Origin of the sequence: Bacillus cereus group sp. MYBK5-2 (assembly GCF_051915685.1) — a bacterium.
Classification (GTDB): Bacteria; Bacillota; Bacilli; order Bacillales; family Bacillaceae_G; genus Bacillus_A; species Bacillus_A cereus.
Genome location: NZ_JBQAFE010000005.1, coordinates 1 through 18,843, shown reverse-complemented (window position 1 = coordinate 18,843; position 18,843 = coordinate 1). Strand labels below are relative to the sequence as shown.

The following is an 18,843-nucleotide window of genomic DNA, read 5'->3' as shown; positions in this document are numbered from 1 at the left end:
GATGGTTTGCTTTTTAATTTTTCTGTGCTAATAGTTCTAAAATACGATTTAAATCTTCTTTATTAAAAAATTCAATTTCGATTTTACCTTTTTCTTTTTTCGTCTCTTTAATTTTCACATCTGTGCCAAACTTTTCTCTTAAGAACGTTTCACGTTCTACGAAAAATATATTTCGCTCTTTTTTCACTTTTTTTGTTTCACGTGAAACGTGTTGATTAATCTCTTGGACGATTTTCTCTAATTGACGAACATTTAATCCTTCTTTTTCAATGCGTTTCAATAAGGACTTCAATTGTTCTTCATCTTTTATCGTAAGTAAAGTTCTCCCATGAGCCATTGAAAGTTGACCATTTGCAATCATATCTTGTACGAAAGAAGGTAGGCTTAATAACCGAGTATAATTTGCAATGTAAGGTCTGCTTTTACCAAGACGTTTCGCTAATTGTTCTTGCGTTACATTTAGCTCATTCATTAACATCTGGTATGCCATTGCCTCTTCCATAGGATTTAAATCTTCTCGTTGTAAGTTTTCTAACAAAGCAAATTCCATCATTTGCTGTTCAGTTAATTGTCTTACAACCGCAGGTACTTTTTCTAAACCAGCCTCTTTTGCAGCACGAAATCGTCTTTCACCTGCAACAATTTCATATCCTTTAATACTCTTCCTAGCAATTAATGGTTGTAGAATACCGTGTTCCTTAATCGAAATTGCTAATTCCTGAATCGCCTCTTTATTAAAGTGTTTACGCGGTTGATATGGATTCGGCCTTAATTCAGTTACAAGAATCTCCTGAATTGTTTCCTCTTCTTTCACATCTAAATCAGGAAAAAACACATTAATTCCTCTTCCTAATCCTTTAGCCACCTGCAATCACTTCCTCTGCTAAATCTATATACACTTCTGCTCCTCTTGATTTAGCGTCATACTGCATAATAGGTTTCCCATGACTTGGAGCCTCGCTCAAGCGTACATTACGCGGAATAATCGAGCGATATACTTTATCCCTAAAATACTTTTTCACTTCATCTATAACTTGAATCCCTAAATTTGTACGGGCATCCAACATTGTTAACAATACACCTTGAATTGCTAAATTTTTATTTAAATGTTTTTGTACAAGTCGAACTGTATTTAATAGCTGACTTAACCCTTCTAGTGCGTAATATTCACACTGTACAGGAATAATAACAGAATCTGCTGCTGTTAATGCATTAATCGTTAATAACCCTAAAGATGGGGGACAGTCGATAATAATATAGTCATATTCATCACGAACTGGCTGTAATGCTCTTTGCAAACGTACTTCCCGGGAAATAGTCGGTACCAATTCAATTTCAGCACCAGCCAATTGAATTGTAGCGGGTAGAACATCTAAGTTTTCAGTTGCGGTTTTCTGTATAACCCCTTGAACATCTGCATCTTCCACAAGAACGTTGTAAATACATTGATCTAATTCAGATTTTTCAATTCCCACACCAGTCGTTGCATTTCCTTGAGCATCAATATCTACAAGAAGGACTTTTTTACCTACTTGCGCCAATCCAGCCCCTAAATTAACAGATGTTGTTGTTTTTCCAACACCGCCTTTTTGATTAGCAATAGCAATGATTTTTCCCATGATGTCACCTACTTTCAACCTTTCTATCTTATTCTAGTAACAATTACGTTTATTGTAACATGAAATAAAACTTTTTCTTTTACGTCCTTTATTAAACTTCAAAATTTATTTCTAAACTCCTTCTTCATTTAACAAGAAAATATAGTAAAAGAGACCTCTCCAATAGGATAAGGTCTCTAGCACGTCATTATTATTTTTTCTTTGGAATTTTAATTGTAATTTGATAGTACTCATCAAATTCTTCTTCCTCAGAATTAACATTCAAACCACTTTCAGTAACCATTTGTAAAGATTGTCTAATTGTATTCATAGCAATCCTTGTATCTCGACTTACTGCTTTTTGCTTTGCCTTACGCTTCGGTTTCGCTTCCTCTAGTAACTTCGCAATTCGTTCTTCTGTTTGCTTTACATTTAGTTGTTTCTCCACAATTTCCTGTAAAACCTTCAGTTGTAATTCCTCATTTTTTAAAGGAATGAGAGCGCGGGCATGCCGTTCTGTAATGCTTTTTTCTAATAATGCACTTTTTATTTCTTCAGGCAACTTTAACAAGCGCAACTTATTCGCGATTGTAGATTGTCCTTTTCCAAGTCGTTGTGCCAATGCTTCTTGTGTTAAATTATGTAACTCAATCAGCTTTTGATATGCCACAGCTTCCTCGATTGCCGTTAGTTCCTCACGTTGCAAGTTTTCAATTAAAGCTACAGAAGCTGTCTCTGTATCATTTAAATTCTTTATAATTGCAGGAACCTTTTCCCAACCTAACTTTGTTGCCGCGCGAAAACGTCTTTCTCCAGCAATAATCTCGTACTTATCATCCTCATATTGCCTTACAACAATCGGTTGAATAAGTCCATGTGTACGAATTGTTAATGCTAACTCATCAATACGCGCATCATCAAAAACTGTTCTTGGTTGATAACGGTTAGGGGTAATATTTACTATCGGAATTTCTTGTATTTCTTCATATACCTTTTTATCTATCTCTTCATGGCTTTCGTCTTGTAATTCGAATTCGCTCTCTTTATCTCCAAAGCCAAATAAACGAGAAAACGTATTTTTCATACATATTCCACCACCTTTTAGGCCTATTGACTATTCTCCATAAAATGTTTCCTATGAAACATTTACGTTTTCATTTATATAATTTAATCTTACGTCTAATAAGATTTATTTTTCAATAGGTAATTTATTGGGTGTTCCCGGTTTGCGTGGATATTTCTTTGGTGTCTTGCGCTTTTTCTCGATTAATAAAATATTACGTTCACTCTCTTCAAATGGTAATTGGAAAGTAGACATCTCTTTCAACTCTCCGCCTAGCACCTCTAAAGCATACTTGCCATTTTCAATTTCTTCGTTTGCTGCTGCACCTTTCATTGCAATGAATGTTCCTCCAACTTTTACAAGTGGTAAACATAGCTCACTTAATACAGAAAGACGCGCAACTGCACGTGCCATTACAATATCGTATGATTCACGTACACCTTCTTTTTTCCCAAATGTTTCAGCACGATCGTGACAAAATGCAACATCACTTAATTCTAACTTTTGGGCTAAGTGATTTAAGAAATTAATACGTTTTTGCAATGAATCTACAATTGTTACTTTTAAGTGCGGGAAACAAATTTTTAAAGGAATACTTGGGAATCCAGCCCCTGCACCAACATCACAAATTGAGAATGGTTTTGAAAAATCATAATAAAAAGCAGCTGTAATGGAATCAAAAAAGTGTTTTAAATATACTTCTTCTTTTTCTGTAATAGCCGTTAAGTTCATTTTTTCATTCCACTCTACTAATGTTTCAAAGTAGATTTTGAACTGCTCTAACTGTCTAGAAGAGAGGGTGATTCCCTTCTCTTCTAGCATAGATTGAAATTGTTCTATGTTCATCTAGCAATATCTCCTTACTATTTATTGGTTCGATACGCGTGCAATTTTTCCTTGTTCTATATACACAAGTAAAATGGAAATATCCGCTGGATTTACGCCAGAAATACGTGAAGCCTGCCCCATTGAAAGTGGACGAACATCTTTCAATTTCTGTCTAGCTTCTGAAGCAAGGCTAGAAATCGCATCATAATCAATATCTACAGGGATTTTTTTACTCTCCATTTTCTTCATACGCTCTACTTGCTGTAAAGATTTTTCAATATACCCTTCATACTTAATCTGAATTTCAACTTGTTCTTTAACTTCATCACTTAATTCTACTTCACTTGGTACTAAAAGATGAATATGCTCATATGTCATCTCTGGACGACGTAATAAGTCACTTGCACGTATTCCATCTTTCAATTCACTTCCGCCAATATTGCGAATTAATTCTTGAACTTCAGGACGTGGTTTAATAATAATGCTGCTTAAACGTTCCTTTTCCTGTTCAATTTGTAATTTTTTATTTGTAAATCGCTCATAGCGTTCTTCTTTAATTAGTCCAATTTCACGACCAACTTCAGTTAAACGAAGATCAGCATTATCGTGGCGTAATAATAGACGGTATTCTGCACGAGACGTTAATAAACGATATGGTTCATTTGTACCTTTCGTTACAAGATCATCAATTAAGACGCCAATATAAGCATCCTCGCGACCTAAAACAACTTCTTTTTTACCTAAAGAACGGCATGCTGCATTAATTCCAGCCATAAGCCCTTGTCCGGCCGCCTCTTCGTAACCAGAAGTTCCATTAATTTGTCCTGCTGTATATAAATTTTTAATCTTTTTCGTTTCAAGTGTTGGCCATAGTTGTGTTGGCACAATTGCATCATATTCAATTGCATAACCTGTACGCATCATTTCAACATTTTCTAGGCCTGGAATTGTTCTAAGCATGTCACGTTGTACATCTTCTGGTAAGCTTGTGGATAAACCTTGTACATATACTTCTTGTGTATTACGCCCTTCTGGCTCTAAGAAAATTTGATGACGTGGTTTATCATTAAATCTTACTACTTTGTCTTCAATAGAAGGACAGTATCTAGGGCCTGTTCCTTTAATCATACCAGAATACATAGCTGAACGATGTAAATTTTCATCTATTAAACGGTGTGTTTCTGTACTTGTATATGTCAACCAACATGGAATTTGATCCATAATAAATTTCGTTGTTTCAAAAGAGAACGCACGTGGCTTATCATCACCTGGTTGAATTTCTGTTTTACTGTAGTCAATTGTATTACTGTTTACACGCGGAGGTGTCCCTGTTTTAAATCTAACAAGATCAAATCCAAGTTCTTCTAAATGCTCAGATAATGTAATAGACGGTTGCTGATTATTTGGACCGCTTGAATATTTTAAGTCGCCCATGATAATCTCGCCGCGTAAAAATGTTCCAGTTGTAATTACAACGGTTTTTGCTGTATATTCTGCACCAGCTTGTGTAACTACCCCTTTACATACACCTTCTTCAACGATTAAACGCTCTACCATTCCTTGGAACAACGTTAAGTTTGGTGTTTCTTCAATTGTTTTCTTTAATTCATGTTGGTAAGCGAATTTATCAGCTTGTGCTCGAAGTGCACGTACGGCTGGTCCCTTACCTGTATTTAGCATACGCATTTGAATATGAGTTTTATCAATATTACGTCCCATTTCTCCGCCTAATGCATCAATTTCACGAACAACAATCCCTTTTGCTGGTCCACCAACAGAAGGGTTACATGGCATGAATGCTACCATATCCAAATTAATTGTTAACATTAATGTTTTTGAGCCCATTCGTGCTGCCGCAAGACCAGCTTCACATCCTGCATGACCTGCACCGATTACTATGACATCGTATGAACCGGCATTGTATCCCATTGTTTATTCCTCCTAATAATCTCTATCTTTCTACAACTTCACTATATTATTTTCCTAAACAAAATTGAGAGAACAACTGGTCAATTAAGCTTTCATGCACTGTGTCCCCAGTAATTTCACCAAGTATTTCCCACGTTCTTGTTAAATCAATTTGTACCATATCAATTGGTACACCATTTTCAATCGCCTCAACTGCATCACCGATTGTTTTTCCTGCTTGTGTTAATAATCCAATATGTCTCGCATTAGAAACATATGTCATATCTGCAGAATCGATTGTTCCTTCAAAGAATAAATCAGCTATTGCCTTTTCGAGTTCATCTATTCCTTGTTCCTCAATTAAGGATGTTGTAATAACACGATTTCCCGCGGCTAACTCTGTAACACGTTCCATATCAATCGCTTGCGGTAAATCAGTCTTATTCACAATAACAATAAAGTCTTTTCCTTGTACCGCACGGAATAGATCTTCATCCTCATTTGTTAAAGCCTCGCTATAGTTGACAACAACTAATACTAAATCCGCTTGGCTCATCATTTCTTTTGAACGTTCCACACCAATTCGTTCAACAACATCTTCTGTCTCCCGAATACCGGCTGTATCTATAAGTTTAAGAGGTACACCACGCACGTTAACGTACTCTTCAATAACATCACGAGTTGTTCCTGCAATATCAGTTACAATTGCCTTTTTCTCCTGAACAAGACTATTTAATAACGATGATTTCCCAACGTTAGGTCTACCGATAATTGCTGTAGCAATACCTTCACGTAAAATTTTCCCTTGTTTTGATGTTTCTAATATTTTTTCGATTTCCGAACGAACATGCGTCGCTTTCTCAATTAAAATATTATGTGTCATCTCTTCTACATCATCGTATTCTGGATAATCTATATTTACCTCAACATGAGCTAATGTTTCTAATATTTCTTGACGCAAAAGACCAATTAATTTAGATAATCGCCCTTCCATTTGATTAATTGCTACATTCATCGCACGATCTGTTTTTGCTCGAATCAAATCCATAACAGCTTCTGCTTGTGATAAGTCGATACGTCCATTTAAAAAAGCACGTTTTGTAAATTCGCCCGGTTCTGCCAATCGTACTCCTTGTGCTAGAATAAGTTGCAATACTTTATTTACTGAAACAAGTCCACCGTGACAGTTAATTTCCACTATATTTTCACGTGTAAAAGTCCTTGGTGCGCGCATAATAGACACCATAACTTCTTCAATAACTTGATTTGTATCTAAATCAACAATATGACCATAATGAATAGTGTGAGAAGGAACCTCTGTTAAATCCTTCCCCTTAAAAATACGATCAACTTTCTCAACCGCATCATCCCCACTTACTCGAACAATGGCAATTGCACCCTCTCCAAGCGCTGTGGAAATCGCAGCAATTGTATCAAATTCCATGTCCTTTCACCTCACTTGCTTATTTATCTCTATTTCAACATGATTATTTCTTTCACTAAATTATTAGGATACCATAACGAACCTATCTACAAAAGAAGAATAACTCATTTTATTATATCCCCATGTAAAAAACACTAAACTTATTCACAGTGGATAAGTTTAGTGTTTTTTAGTTATCCACATCTATTTTCCGCTCAAAAAAACCGGCACTCATTTGAGCAACCGGTCATTTAGGAGATATTACAACATGCCGATGTGGTTCATTTCCTTCAGAAGTTGTATTGATACCTTGATGATTTGATAATGCCTGATGAATAATTTTTCGTTCAAAAGATGGCATCGGTTCTAAAATAACTCTTTTTTTCGTATTAAATACTTGTTTCGCTAATCGATAAGAAAGTGATTCTAACGTACTTTTTCTTTTACTACGATAATTTTCAGCATCTAGTGTAATACCGATATACTGCTTCGTGTTACGATTCGCAACAAGTTTTGTTAAATACTGTAAAGAGTTCAATGTATTACCTCTTTTCCCAATTAAAACACCTACATTATCACCAGAAATTGTGAATTCGATTTCGCGTCCTTTTACAATTTTACTAATCTCGACTTCCACACCCATATCGTGAATAACATTTCTTAAATATTCTTCACATTCTTGAATTGGATCTTTCTTCAATACAACTTCTACTACTGCAGGGCGATTCCCAAATAAACCTAAGAATCCCCTTTTACCCTCATCGACAATATTTATATCTACTCGATCTTTTGATGTATTTAATTGCCTTAAAGCATCCTCTACTGCCAGCTCGACTGTTTGTCCTTTAGCAGTAATTACACTCACTTGCTTGAGCCTCCAGCTTTACCAGCCTTACTAGCCTTAATCTCTGGCCCTTTAATAAAGTACATTTGAGCAATACCAAAGATATTACCAACAACCCAGTAAAGTGATAATGCAGCTGGGAAGTTAATTGCAAAGATTAAAATCATAATCGGCATAAGCCAAAGCATCATTGCCATTTGTGGATTTTGACCAGCTGTTCCTGCCATTGCAAGCTTTTGCTGAATAAATGTCGTAATTGCTGCAACGACTGGTAAGATATAGAACGGGTCTGCATGTCCTAAATCGAACCATAAGAAACTATGTTGTTTAATTTCAGCTGTTCTCATAATCGCATGATAAAACGCGAATAAAATAGGCATCTGAACAAATATCGGTAAACATCCTGCCAATGGATTTACACCATTCTTTTGATATAACTGCATCATTTCTTGTTGTAGTTTTTGCTGTGTTGCTTGATCTTTAGAACTATATTTCTCTTTTAACTTCACCATTTCTGGTTGTAACGCTTGCATTGCCTTTGTACTCTTTGTTTGTTTAATCATTAATGGTAATAATGCAAAACGAATGATAAGAGTTGTAATAACAATTGCTAAACCGTAATTACTGTTAAATAAGTCGGCAAAATACGTGATTAACTGAGAAAGCGGATATACGAAATATTCATTCCAAATCCCAGTACTTTTCGATGTAATCGGCTGACCCGTTTCACTACAACCGGTGGCAATCGCCATTAATGCAACGACCATGGCTAGTAAACCTAATTTCTTTTTCAAAGCCTACTCCTCCTTGTATCGGTATGTATATAGTGTAATTCATTTCCTTACGCTACTTTTTTATTCTTTTCATACCAGAGCGTTTAAAGACATGAATTAAGCTTTTCTTTACTTCTTCATATGTCATCTCTGCACAAGGCTTCCTTGCTATTATAACAAAATCTTTTCCAGAATCTATCTCATCTTTTAACTCTGTAATAGCCTGACGGACCATGCGCTTAATTCGATTACGAACTACTGCATTTCCTATTTTCTTGCTAACAGAAAGGCCGATGCGAAAGTTTGGCTGTTCTTCTTTATCTAATTGGTATACAACAAACTGACGATTTGCATTTGATTTTCCTTTTTGAAAAACCGCCTGGAATTCATCATTCTTCTTTATACGATGTTTTTTCTTCATATCAATTGACACTCCTGTATTTCATCAGCGGAAATTCACTATTATTAGAAAAAAAGACCACTGAACGATCAGTGGTCTACGCAGATAATACTTTTCTTCCTTTACGACGACGAGCTGCTAGCACTTTACGTCCGTTCGCTGTGCTCATACGGCTGCGGAAACCATGTACTTTGCTGCGCTTACGTTTATTTGGTTGGTAAGTTCTTTTCATTATATGACACCTCCCTGAGGAATATCTGTTAAAGACAGTCCTATAAATTATAGTTAATTAACTAGGAAAATGTCAATGGTTCTAGAAATTTTCATCAAATATTCATTTTGAACCTATTCACATACTTTTTCACAGCACCTATATTTCCTTGTGGATAAATATTTTTTCGCGTTTTTTATATCCACAAACTTTTTTCACACTTTTACACAGTATATCGTGTTGTGGACAAGTTTATTCCACAAGGTATTGATTTTGTGGATAACTTTCTTAAATTCATTGCTATAGCCACTTTTTTTTGATATTATAGTTGTGTTTTCACTTTGAATAAGTTTTCCACATCTTTATCTTATCCACAATTTGTGTATAACATGTGGACAGTTTTAATCACATGTGGGTAAATAGTTGTCCACATTTGCTTTTTTTGTCGAAAACCCTATCTCATATACAAACGACGTTTTTAGGTTTTAAAATACGTTTCGTATAAATATACATTTTATATTTATTAGGTTGTACATTTGTTGCGCAACCTTATTCTTTTACCAACTTAGTAAAGGAGGGACACCTTTGGAAAATATCTCTGATTTATGGAATAGTGCCTTAAAAGAATTAGAAAAAAAGGTAAGCAAGCCTAGTTATGAGACATGGTTAAAATCCACAACGGCTCATAACTTGAAGAAAGACGTATTAACGATTACAGCTCCGAATGAATTTGCTCGTGACTGGCTAGAATCTCATTACTCCGAACTAATTTCAGAAACACTATACGATTTAACAGGGGCAAAATTAGCAATTCGCTTTATTATTCCCCAAAGTCAAGCTGAAGAGGACATTGATCTGCCTCCAGTTAAGCCGAATCCAGCACAAGATGATTCAGCTCATTTACCACAGAGCATGTTAAATCCAAAATATACATTCGATACATTTGTTATTGGCTCTGGTAACCGTTTTGCCCATGCAGCTTCATTAGCTGTAGCTGAGGCGCCAGCTAAAGCGTATAATCCACTCTTTATTTACGGAGGAGTTGGACTTGGAAAGACACATTTAATGCACGCAATTGGTCATTATGTAATTGAACATAATCCAAATGCAAAAGTTGTATATTTATCATCAGAAAAATTTACAAATGAATTTATTAACTCTATTCGTGATAATAAAGCTGTTGATTTTCGTAATAAATATCGCAACGTAGATGTTTTATTGATAGATGATATTCAATTTCTTGCTGGAAAAGAACAGACTCAAGAAGAGTTTTTCCATACATTTAATGCATTACACGAAGAAAGTAAACAAATTGTAATTTCTAGTGACCGACCACCAAAAGAAATTCCAACTTTAGAAGATCGTCTTCGTTCCCGCTTTGAATGGGGACTTATTACAGACATTACGCCGCCAGATTTAGAGACACGAATTGCGATTTTACGCAAAAAAGCAAAAGCTGAAGGGCTTGATATACCAAATGAAGTTATGCTTTATATCGCAAATCAAATTGATTCAAATATTCGTGAATTAGAAGGTGCACTTATCCGAGTTGTAGCTTATTCATCTTTAATTAATAAAGATATTAATGCTGATTTAGCAGCTGAAGCACTTAAAGATATTATTCCAAATTCTAAGCCGAAAATTATCTCTATTTATGATATTCAAAAAGCTGTCGGGGACGTTTATCAAGTGAAATTAGAAGATTTTAAAGCGAAAAAACGTACAAAATCAGTTGCGTTTCCTCGCCAAATTGCAATGTATTTATCGCGCGAGCTTACAGATTCCTCTTTACCAAAAATAGGTGAAGAATTTGGTGGACGTGATCATACAACAGTTATCCATGCCCATGAAAAAATCTCTAAACTACTAAAAACCGATACGCAATTACAAAAGCAAGTTGAAGAAATTAATGGTATTTTAAAGTAGTAGCTGAATAGTGTGAATAACTTACCTTGTTTTACGCACAGTCTATCCACATGTAGATAGACTGTTTTTACATCCTTTAGCGGAGTTATCCACATATCCACAAGACCTATTACTATTACTACTACTTTTTATCTTTATTAATTAAATAAAATCTTATACTTACCGGAGGTTTTTCTTTATGCGTTTTACAATACAAAAAGACTATCTTGTAAGAGGTGTACAAGATGTAATGAAGGCAGTTTCTTCTCGTACAACAATCCCAATTCTTACGGGAATTAAAGTTGTAGCGACTGAAGAAGGAGTTACATTAACAGGAAGCGATGCTGATATTTCTATTGAATCGTTTATTCCAGTCGAAGAAGATGGAAAAGAAATTGTAGAAATAGCTCAATCAGGAAGCATTGTTTTACAGGCAAAATATTTTAGTGAGATTGTAAAAAAACTACCTAAAGACACTGTCGAAATTTCTGTAGAAAATCATTTTATGACAAAAATAAAATCTGGAAAATCAGAGTTTAACTTAAATGGTTTAGATTCTGCAGAATATCCGTTATTGCCACAGATTGAAGAACATCATGTATTTAAGATACCAACAGATTTACTTAAACATATGATCAGACAAACTGTATTTGCAGTTTCTACTTCTGAAACAAGACCAATCTTGACAGGTGTAAACTGGAAGGTATATAACAGCGAGTTAACTTGTATTGCAACAGATAGTCATAGGCTGGCACTTCGAAAAGCAAAAATTGAAGGACATAATATTGCAGATGAATTCCAAGCTAATGTTGTTATTCCAGGTAAGAGCTTAAATGAATTAAGTAAAATTTTAGATGAGTCTGAAGAAATGGTAGATATCGTTATTACGGAGTATCAAGTATTATTCCGTACAAAACATTTATTATTCTTCTCAAGATTGTTAGAAGGGAATTATCCTGATACGACACGTTTAATTCCGGCAGAGAGTAAAACGGATATTTTTGTGAATACAAAAGAATTCCTACAAGCAATTGATCGCGCTTCACTATTAGCAAGAGATGGCCGCAATAACGTTGTTAAATTATCAACTTTAGAGCAAGAAATGCTAGAGATTTCTTCGAATTCACCAGAAATCGGAAAAGTTGTCGAAGAAGTACAATGCGAAAAAGTAGATGGAGAAGAGTTAAAAATATCTTTTAGTGCAAAATATATGATGGATGCATTGAAAGCTTTGGATAGTACAGAGATTAAAGTTAGCTTTACTGGGGCGATGAGACCGTTCTTAATTCGTACAGTAAATGATGATTCAATTATTCAATTAATTTTACCGGTTCGTACTTACTAGGTAAGGAATAAGGGTTGCTAGTTTAAAGATGCTAGTGGCCCTTATTTGATTTTTGGGTATTACTTTCCTAATGCTAGTTTATTTAGTACAATGAAAGAATGAACACTTTCAGAAAGTGAGCGATTTTATGAAACGTATTAAAATTTCAACAGAGTATATTACACTAGGACAATTTTTAAAGTTAGCTGATGTAATTGATACAGGTGGCGCTGTAAAATGGTTTTTACAAGAATATGAAGTGTACGTGAACAACGAACTTGAAAATAGAAGAGGTCGCAAACTATATGCGAATGATGTTATTGAAATTCCAGGAAGCGGAACTTTCCAAGTTCAGGCATAAAGGGGGAGCCCTTTGTTTATTTCAGAAATACAATTAAAAAACTATCGCAATTATGAAAAATTAGAGCTTTCCTTTGAAGATAAGGTAAATGTAATTATCGGCGAAAATGCGCAAGGGAAAACAAATTTGATGGAAGCTATTTATGTTTTAGCGATGGCGAAATCTCATAGAACCTCTAATGATCGCGAACTTATCCGCTGGGATGAAGATTTTGGTCAAATAAAAGGGAAATTACAAAAAAGAAACAGTTCTTTGTCTTTGGAATTAAATATTTCGAAAAAAGGTAAAAAGGCAAAATTAAATCAACTTGAACAACAAAAGTTAAGTCAATATATTGGCGTGATGAACGTTGTCATGTTTGCCCCAGAAGATTTAAATCTTGTAAAAGGAAGCCCTCAAGTAAGAAGACGCTTTTTAGATATGGAATTAGGACAAATAGCTCCTGTATATTTGTATGAATTAAGTCAATATCAAAAGGTGCTCACGCAACGAAATCACTTGTTGAAAAAAATGCAAGGGAATAGTAAGAATGAGGAAACGATGTTGGATGTATTTACACTTCAACTAATTGAGCATGGTGCGAAAATACTGCAAAAACGTTTTGAATTTTTGCATTTGCTACAGGAATGGGCAGCTCCAATTCATCGAGGTATAAGCCGTGGATTAGAAGAGTTAGAAATTGTCTATAAACCAAGTGTAGATGTATCAGAATCAATGGATTTGTCGAAAATAAAAGAAGTATACTATGAAAGTTTTCAATCTGTGAAACAACGTGAAATTTTCCGTGGTACGACTTTGATTGGTCCTCATCGTGACGATTTACAATTCTTCGTTAATAGTAAAAATGTTCAAGTCTTTGGTTCGCAAGGACAACAACGAACGACCGCACTATCCCTAAAATTAGCTGAAATTGAATTGATTTATTCAGAGGTTAAAGAATATCCAATCCTTTTGTTGGATGATGTTTTATCAGAATTAGATGATTATCGTCAATCACATCTTTTAAATACAATTCAAGGAAAAGTGCAAACATTTGTTACAACGACGAGTGTCGACGGAATTGAACACGAAACATTAAAAGAAGCGAAAACAATTCATGTAACGAACGGCACTGTAGATTGTGAAATAGATAGGGAATAACCCCTGTTTAAATGGAAAAGTAGGTGATCTTTGTGTCAATGGAACAAAAGCAAATGCAAGAAAATGCATATGATGAAAGTCAGATACAGGTGCTTGAAGGACTAGAGGCAGTTCGGAAACGCCCTGGTATGTATATTGGATCTACAAGTGGAAAAGGGCTTCACCATCTTGTTTGGGAAATCGTAGATAATAGTATTGATGAAGCACTTGCAGGTTATTGTGATGAAATTAATGTTAGTATCGAAGAAGATAATAGTATTCGTGTAACGGATAATGGGCGTGGTATTCCGGTTGGTATACAAGAAAAAATGGGACGTCCAGCTGTAGAAGTTATTATGACTGTTCTCCACGCCGGTGGTAAATTTGGCGGTGGCGGTTATAAAGTTTCTGGTGGTTTACATGGTGTTGGGGCATCGGTTGTAAATGCTCTATCAACAGAATTAGAAGTATTTGTACATCGTGAAGGTAAAATCCATTACCAAAAATATGAAAGAGGTATTCCGGTTGCGGATTTAAAAGTCATTGGTGACACAGATCAAACAGGAACAATAACTCGATTTAAACCAGATCCGGAAATTTTCCAAGAAACAACAGTATACGATTTTGATACGCTAGCAACTCGTATGCGTGAATTAGCGTTTTTAAATCGTAATATTAAATTAACAATTGAAGATAAACGTGAACATAAGCAAAAGAAAGAATTCCATTACGAAGGTGGAATTAAATCATACGTTGAGCATTTAAATCGCTCAAAACAACCGATTCATGAAGAGCCTGTGTACGTAGAAGGTTCAAAAGATGGTATTCAGGTTGAGGTTTCTCTTCAATATAACGAAGGATACACAAATAATATTTACTCATTTACGAATAACATCCATACGTATGAAGGTGGTACACATGAGGTAGGTTTTAAAACAGCTTTAACTCGTGTAATCAACGACTATGGTCGTAAAAATAGCATTTTAAAAGATGCGGACAGTAATTTAACTGGTGAGGATGTTCGTGAAGGTTTAACAGCAATTGTATCAATCAAGCATCCAAATCCACAATTTGAAGGACAAACGAAGACAAAACTTGGGAATAGTGAAGCGAGAACAATTACAGAGTCTGTATTCTCAGAGGCATTTGAAAAGTTCTTACTAGAAAATCCTAATGTAGCGCGAAAAATTGTAGAAAAAGGTACGATGGCTGCACGTGCACGTGTAGCTGCGAAAAAAGCGCGTGAATTGACACGTCGAAAGAGTGCGTTAGAAGTTTCAAGTTTACCTGGTAAATTAGCTGATTGCTCTTCGAAAGATCCAGCAATTAGTGAAATTTACATCGTAGAGGGTGACTCTGCGGGTGGATCTGCAAAACAAGGACGCGATCGTCATTTCCAAGCAATTTTACCGCTGAAGGGTAAAATTATTAATGTGGAAAAGGCGCGCTTAGATAAGATTTTATCAAATGATGAAGTTCGTACAATTATTACGGCAATCGGTACAAATATTGGTGGAGACTTCGATATTGAAAAAGCACGCTATCATAAAGTTATTATTATGACCGATGCCGATGTTGATGGTGCACATATTCGTACCCTATTATTAACGTTCTTCTATCGTTATATGCGTCAAATAATTGAGTGTGGTTATATCTATATTGCACAGCCGCCATTGTTTAAAATACAACAAGGTAAAAAAATTCAATATGCTTACAACGATAAGGAACTTGAAAAAATCTTAGCTGAGCTACCAGCCCAGCCGAAACCAGGAATTCAACGTTATAAAGGTCTTGGGGAGATGAATCCAACTCAGCTATGGGAGACGACAATGGATCCAGAAGTACGTTCATTACTTCAAGTTTCCCTTCAAGATGCAATTGAAGCAGACGAAACATTTGAAATTTTAATGGGAGATAAAGTAGAGCCACGTCGTAACTTTATCCAAGAGAATGCAAAATACGTGAAGAACCTTGATATTTAAATGAGTAATGACAGGAATCTAAGTATTCCTGTCTTCTACATATAAATCAATGTATGTGTAACGGAAATGTAAGAGGAGGTGCTCGTTGATGTCAGACAATCAACAACAAGCACGAATTCGAGAAATTAATATTAGTCATGAAATGCGTACCTCATTTTTAGATTACGCAATGAGTGTTATCGTATCTCGTGCATTACCAGATGTTCGTGATGGATTAAAACCTGTGCATCGTAGGGTTTTATATGCGATGAATGATTTAGGAATTACAGCTGATAAAGCGTATAAGAAATCAGCACGTATTGTCGGTGAAGTAATCGGTAAGTATCACCCTCATGGTGATTCAGCCGTTTATGAAACAATGGTACGTATGGCGCAAGATTTTAGTCAACGTTATATGCTTGTAGATGGGCATGGTAACTTCGGTTCTGTAGATGGAGATTCAGCAGCTGCAATGCGTTATACAGAGGCAAGAATGTCTAAGATTTCTATGGAATTAATACGTGATATTTCAAAAAATACAATTGATTATCAAGATAACTATGATGGTTCCGAAAGAGAACCGATAGTACTACCAGCGCGTTTCCCTAATTTATTAGTAAACGGTACAACAGGTATTGCTGTTGGTATGGCAACAAATATACCGCCGCATCAGCTTGGCGAAGTAATTGATGGTGTGCTGGCATTAAGTCATAATCCTGATATTACTATCGCGGAATTAATGGAATACATTCCAGGTCCAGACTTTCCGACGGCAGGTTTAATTTTAGGAAGAAGTGGAATTCGAAGAGCTTATGAAACAGGTCGCGGTTCCATTATGCTTCGTGCTAAGGTTGAAATTGAAGAGAAGTCAAACGGTAAACAATCTATTATCGTAACTGAACTACCTTATCAAGTTAATAAGGCACGATTAATTGAAAAAATCGCAGAATTAGTTCGCGATAAGAAAATTGAAGGTATTACAGATTTACGTGATGAATCAGATCGTAATGGTATGCGTATTGTCATGGAAGTACGTCGTGATGCTAATGCAAACGTACTATTAAACAATCTATATAAACATACAGCGCTTCAAACAAGTTTCGGTATTAATATGTTGTCTCTTGTAAATGGGGAGCCACAAGTACTAAATTTAAAACAAAATCTATATCATTATTTAGAGCATCAGAAGGTAGTAATTCGTAGACGTACTGCTTATGAATTAGAAAAAGCAGAAGCACGTGCTCATATTTTAGAAGGATTACGAATTGCTTTAGATCATCTTGATGAAGTTATTACGTTAATTCGTAGTTCAAAAACGGCAGATATTGCAAAGCAAGGCTTAATGGAACGTTTTGGTTTAAGTGAGAAACAAGCGCAAGCGATTTTAGATATGCGTCTGCAACGCTTAACTGGATTAGAACGTGAAAAAATTGAGCAAGAATATCAAGACTTAATGAAGTTAATTGCTGAATTAAAAGCGATTTTAGCAGATGAAGAAAAAGTTCTTGAGATTATTCGTGAAGAATTAACAGAAGTAAAAGAGCGTTTCAATGATAAGAGACGAACAGAAATTACAATTGGCGGTATGGAATTTATTGAAGATGAAGATTTAATTCCTGAACAAAACATTGCGATTACGTTAACTCATAACGGTTATATTAAGAGGTTACCAGCTTCTACGTACAAAACACAGAACCGTGGGGGACGTGGTGTGCAAGGAATGGGTACGAATGATGATGACTTTGTTGAACATTTATTAACAACGTCTACTCATGATCATATTTTATTCTTTACAAACAAGGGTAAAGTATACCGTACGAAAGGATATGAAATTCCAGAGTATAGTCGTACTGCAAAAGGACTACCAATTATTAACCTATTAGGGGTAGATAAGGGTGAGTGGATTAACGCTATTATTCCGATTCGTGAATTTGGTGACGATCAGTTCTTATTCTTTACGACAAAACAAGGGGTTTCTAAGAGAACGCCACTTTCATCATTTGCAAATATACGTACAAATGGTTTAATTGCAATTTCTCTTCGTGAAGAGGATGAAGTAATATCTGTACGTTTAACATCGGGTGATAAGGATATTATTGTCGGGACAAGTAACGGTATGCTAATTCGTTTCAATGAACAAGATGTTCGTTCTATGGGACGTAATGCTGCAGGTGTTAAAGCTATTACGTTGGGCGATGAAGACCAAGTTGTAGGTATGGAAATTGTCGAAGAGGATGTAAATGTTCTAATTGTAACGAAAAATGGTTACGGAAAGCGTACACCGATTGATGAATACCGTCTGCAAAGTCGCGGTGGTAAAGGTCTGAAAACTTGTAACATTACAGATAAGAACGGTAAATTAGTAGCTGTTAAGTCTGTTACAGGTGAAGAAGATATTATGTTAATTACAGCGGCAGGTGTTATTATTCGTATGCCAGTTGATCAAATCTCTCAAATGGGACGTAATACACAAGGTGTTCGTCTAATTCGATTAGAGGAAGACCAAGAGGTAGCGACGGTAGCAAAAGCACAAAAAGATGAAGAGGAAGAAACGAGTGAAGAGGTTTCTTCAGAAGAATAAGAGAGGGGATTTTCCCTCTCTTTATTTTTTTATAATAATACTTGCATAGGGAAGAGAAAGCCTATATAATAGGCAGAGTCAGCAAATGAGAGATACAACTTATCGAAAAAACTTGTTGACGAAAATAATATAGTATGATATATTATAAAAGTCGCTGAAACGCGATATTGAACTTTGAAAACTAAACGAAACAAACAACGTGAAACGTCAATTTTTATTTTAGATGCTAGACAAACTAACTTTATTGGAGAGTTTGATCCTGGCTCAGGATGAACGCTGGCGGCGTGCCTAATACATGCAAGTCGAGCGAATGGATTAAGAGCTTGCTCTTATGAAGTTAGCGGCGGACGGGTGAGTAACACGTGGGTAACCTGCCCATAAGACTGGGATAACTCCGGGAAACCGGGGCTAATACCGGATAACATTTTGAACCGCATGGTTCGAAATTGAAAGGCGGCTTCGGCTGTCACTTATGGATGGACCCGCGTCGCATTAGCTAGTTGGTGAGGTAACGGCTCACCAAGGCAACGATGCGTAGCCGACC

The 18,843-nt window shown here is 35.7% G+C and carries 16 protein-coding genes and 1 rRNA gene; 7 read left to right on the top strand and 10 right to left on the bottom strand.

What is annotated here, in order from left to right:
• Positions 1-13 precede the first annotated feature (13 nt).
• From spo0J to rpmH, 10 genes are all read right to left on the bottom strand, one after another.
• Positions 14-865 (bottom strand): stage 0 sporulation protein Spo0J, encoded by an 852-nt coding sequence (spo0J, locus tag ACTFP3_RS17960; protein WP_001051832.1) that lies wholly within the window; start codon positions 863-865, stop codon positions 14-16.
• Complete coding sequence (soj, locus tag ACTFP3_RS17955) at positions 858-1,619, bottom strand: sporulation initiation inhibitor protein Soj (protein ID WP_000516114.1); 762 nt, start codon at positions 1,617-1,619, stop codon at positions 858-860. Before soj ends, spo0J begins: the two co-directional genes overlap by 8 nt.
• Positions 1,620-1,809: 190 nt before the next feature.
• Positions 1,810-2,682 (bottom strand): nucleoid occlusion protein, encoded by an 873-nt coding sequence (noc, locus tag ACTFP3_RS17950; RefSeq protein ID WP_000799016.1) that lies wholly within the window; start codon positions 2,680-2,682, stop codon positions 1,810-1,812.
• Between the two features lie 105 nt (positions 2,683-2,787).
• On the bottom strand, positions 2,788-3,507 hold the full coding sequence (gene rsmG, locus ACTFP3_RS17945) for a 16S rRNA (guanine(527)-N(7))-methyltransferase RsmG (RefSeq protein ID WP_001019628.1): 720 nt from the start codon (positions 3,505-3,507) through the stop codon (positions 2,788-2,790).
• A gap of 21 nt (positions 3,508-3,528) precedes the next feature.
• Entirely contained in the window at positions 3,529-5,418 is a 1,890-nt protein-coding gene (gene mnmG / locus ACTFP3_RS17940; RefSeq protein ID WP_000541031.1) for a tRNA uridine-5-carboxymethylaminomethyl(34) synthesis enzyme MnmG, read from the bottom strand.
• Positions 5,419-5,464: 46 nt separating this feature from the next.
• Positions 5,465-6,841, bottom strand: coding sequence for a tRNA uridine-5-carboxymethylaminomethyl(34) synthesis GTPase MnmE (gene mnmE / locus ACTFP3_RS17935; RefSeq protein ID WP_000393757.1), 1,377 nt, complete (start codon positions 6,839-6,841; stop codon positions 5,465-5,467).
• A gap of 226 nt (positions 6,842-7,067) precedes the next feature.
• Positions 7,068-7,685: an RNA-binding cell elongation regulator Jag/EloR gene (gene jag / locus ACTFP3_RS17930; RefSeq protein ID WP_000111516.1), complete on the bottom strand. Its 618-nt coding sequence runs from the start codon at positions 7,683-7,685 to the stop codon at positions 7,068-7,070.
• A complete protein-coding gene (gene spoIIIJ, locus ACTFP3_RS17925; protein WP_000727738.1) occupies positions 7,682-8,458 on the bottom strand; it encodes a YidC family membrane integrase SpoIIIJ in 777 nt (258 codons plus the stop codon). The genes jag and spoIIIJ overlap by 4 nt, the downstream gene beginning before the upstream one ends.
• Positions 8,459-8,510: 52 nt before the next feature.
• Positions 8,511-8,858, bottom strand: a complete 348-nt coding sequence (gene rnpA, locus ACTFP3_RS17920) for a ribonuclease P protein component (protein WP_000726621.1) — start codon at positions 8,856-8,858, stop codon at positions 8,511-8,513.
• A 76-nt stretch (positions 8,859-8,934) separates the two neighbouring features.
• Positions 8,935-9,069 carry a 50S ribosomal protein L34 gene (gene rpmH / locus ACTFP3_RS17915; protein WP_000831901.1) on the bottom strand — a complete coding sequence of 45 codons (135 nt, stop codon included), beginning with the start codon at positions 9,067-9,069 and terminating at the stop codon, positions 8,935-8,937.
• 564 nt (positions 9,070-9,633) lie between these two features.
• Between rpmH and dnaA the strand changes: the two genes are divergently transcribed.
• From dnaA to ACTFP3_RS17880, 7 genes are all read left to right on the top strand, one after another.
• A complete protein-coding gene (gene dnaA, locus ACTFP3_RS17910) occupies positions 9,634-10,974 on the top strand; it encodes a chromosomal replication initiator protein DnaA (RefSeq protein ID WP_000428017.1) in 1,341 nt (446 codons plus the stop codon).
• Positions 10,975-11,152: 178 nt separating this feature from the next.
• Entirely contained in the window at positions 11,153-12,298 is a 1,146-nt protein-coding gene (dnaN, locus tag ACTFP3_RS17905; protein WP_001212884.1) for a DNA polymerase III subunit beta, read from the top strand.
• A 127-nt stretch (positions 12,299-12,425) separates the two neighbouring features.
• Positions 12,426-12,638 carry a S4 domain-containing protein YaaA gene (gene yaaA, locus ACTFP3_RS17900; RefSeq protein ID WP_000821364.1) on the top strand — a complete coding sequence of 71 codons (213 nt, stop codon included), beginning with the start codon at positions 12,426-12,428 and terminating at the stop codon, positions 12,636-12,638.
• 12 nt (positions 12,639-12,650) lie between these two features.
• Complete coding sequence (recF, locus tag ACTFP3_RS17895; protein ID WP_000470745.1) at positions 12,651-13,778, top strand: DNA replication/repair protein RecF; 1,128 nt, start codon at positions 12,651-12,653, stop codon at positions 13,776-13,778.
• A gap of 38 nt (positions 13,779-13,816) precedes the next feature.
• A complete protein-coding gene (gene gyrB, locus ACTFP3_RS17890; protein ID WP_000435982.1) occupies positions 13,817-15,739 on the top strand; it encodes a DNA topoisomerase (ATP-hydrolyzing) subunit B in 1,923 nt (640 codons plus the stop codon).
• Positions 15,740-15,827: 88 nt separating this feature from the next.
• The gene (gene gyrA / locus ACTFP3_RS17885; protein WP_001282864.1) at positions 15,828-18,299 is read left to right on the top strand and encodes a DNA gyrase subunit A; all 2,472 of its coding nucleotides are present in this window, start codon (positions 15,828-15,830) and stop codon (positions 18,297-18,299) included.
• 241 nt (positions 18,300-18,540) lie between these two features.
• Positions 18,541-18,843 (top strand): 16S ribosomal RNA (locus ACTFP3_RS17880); the annotation flags it as partial.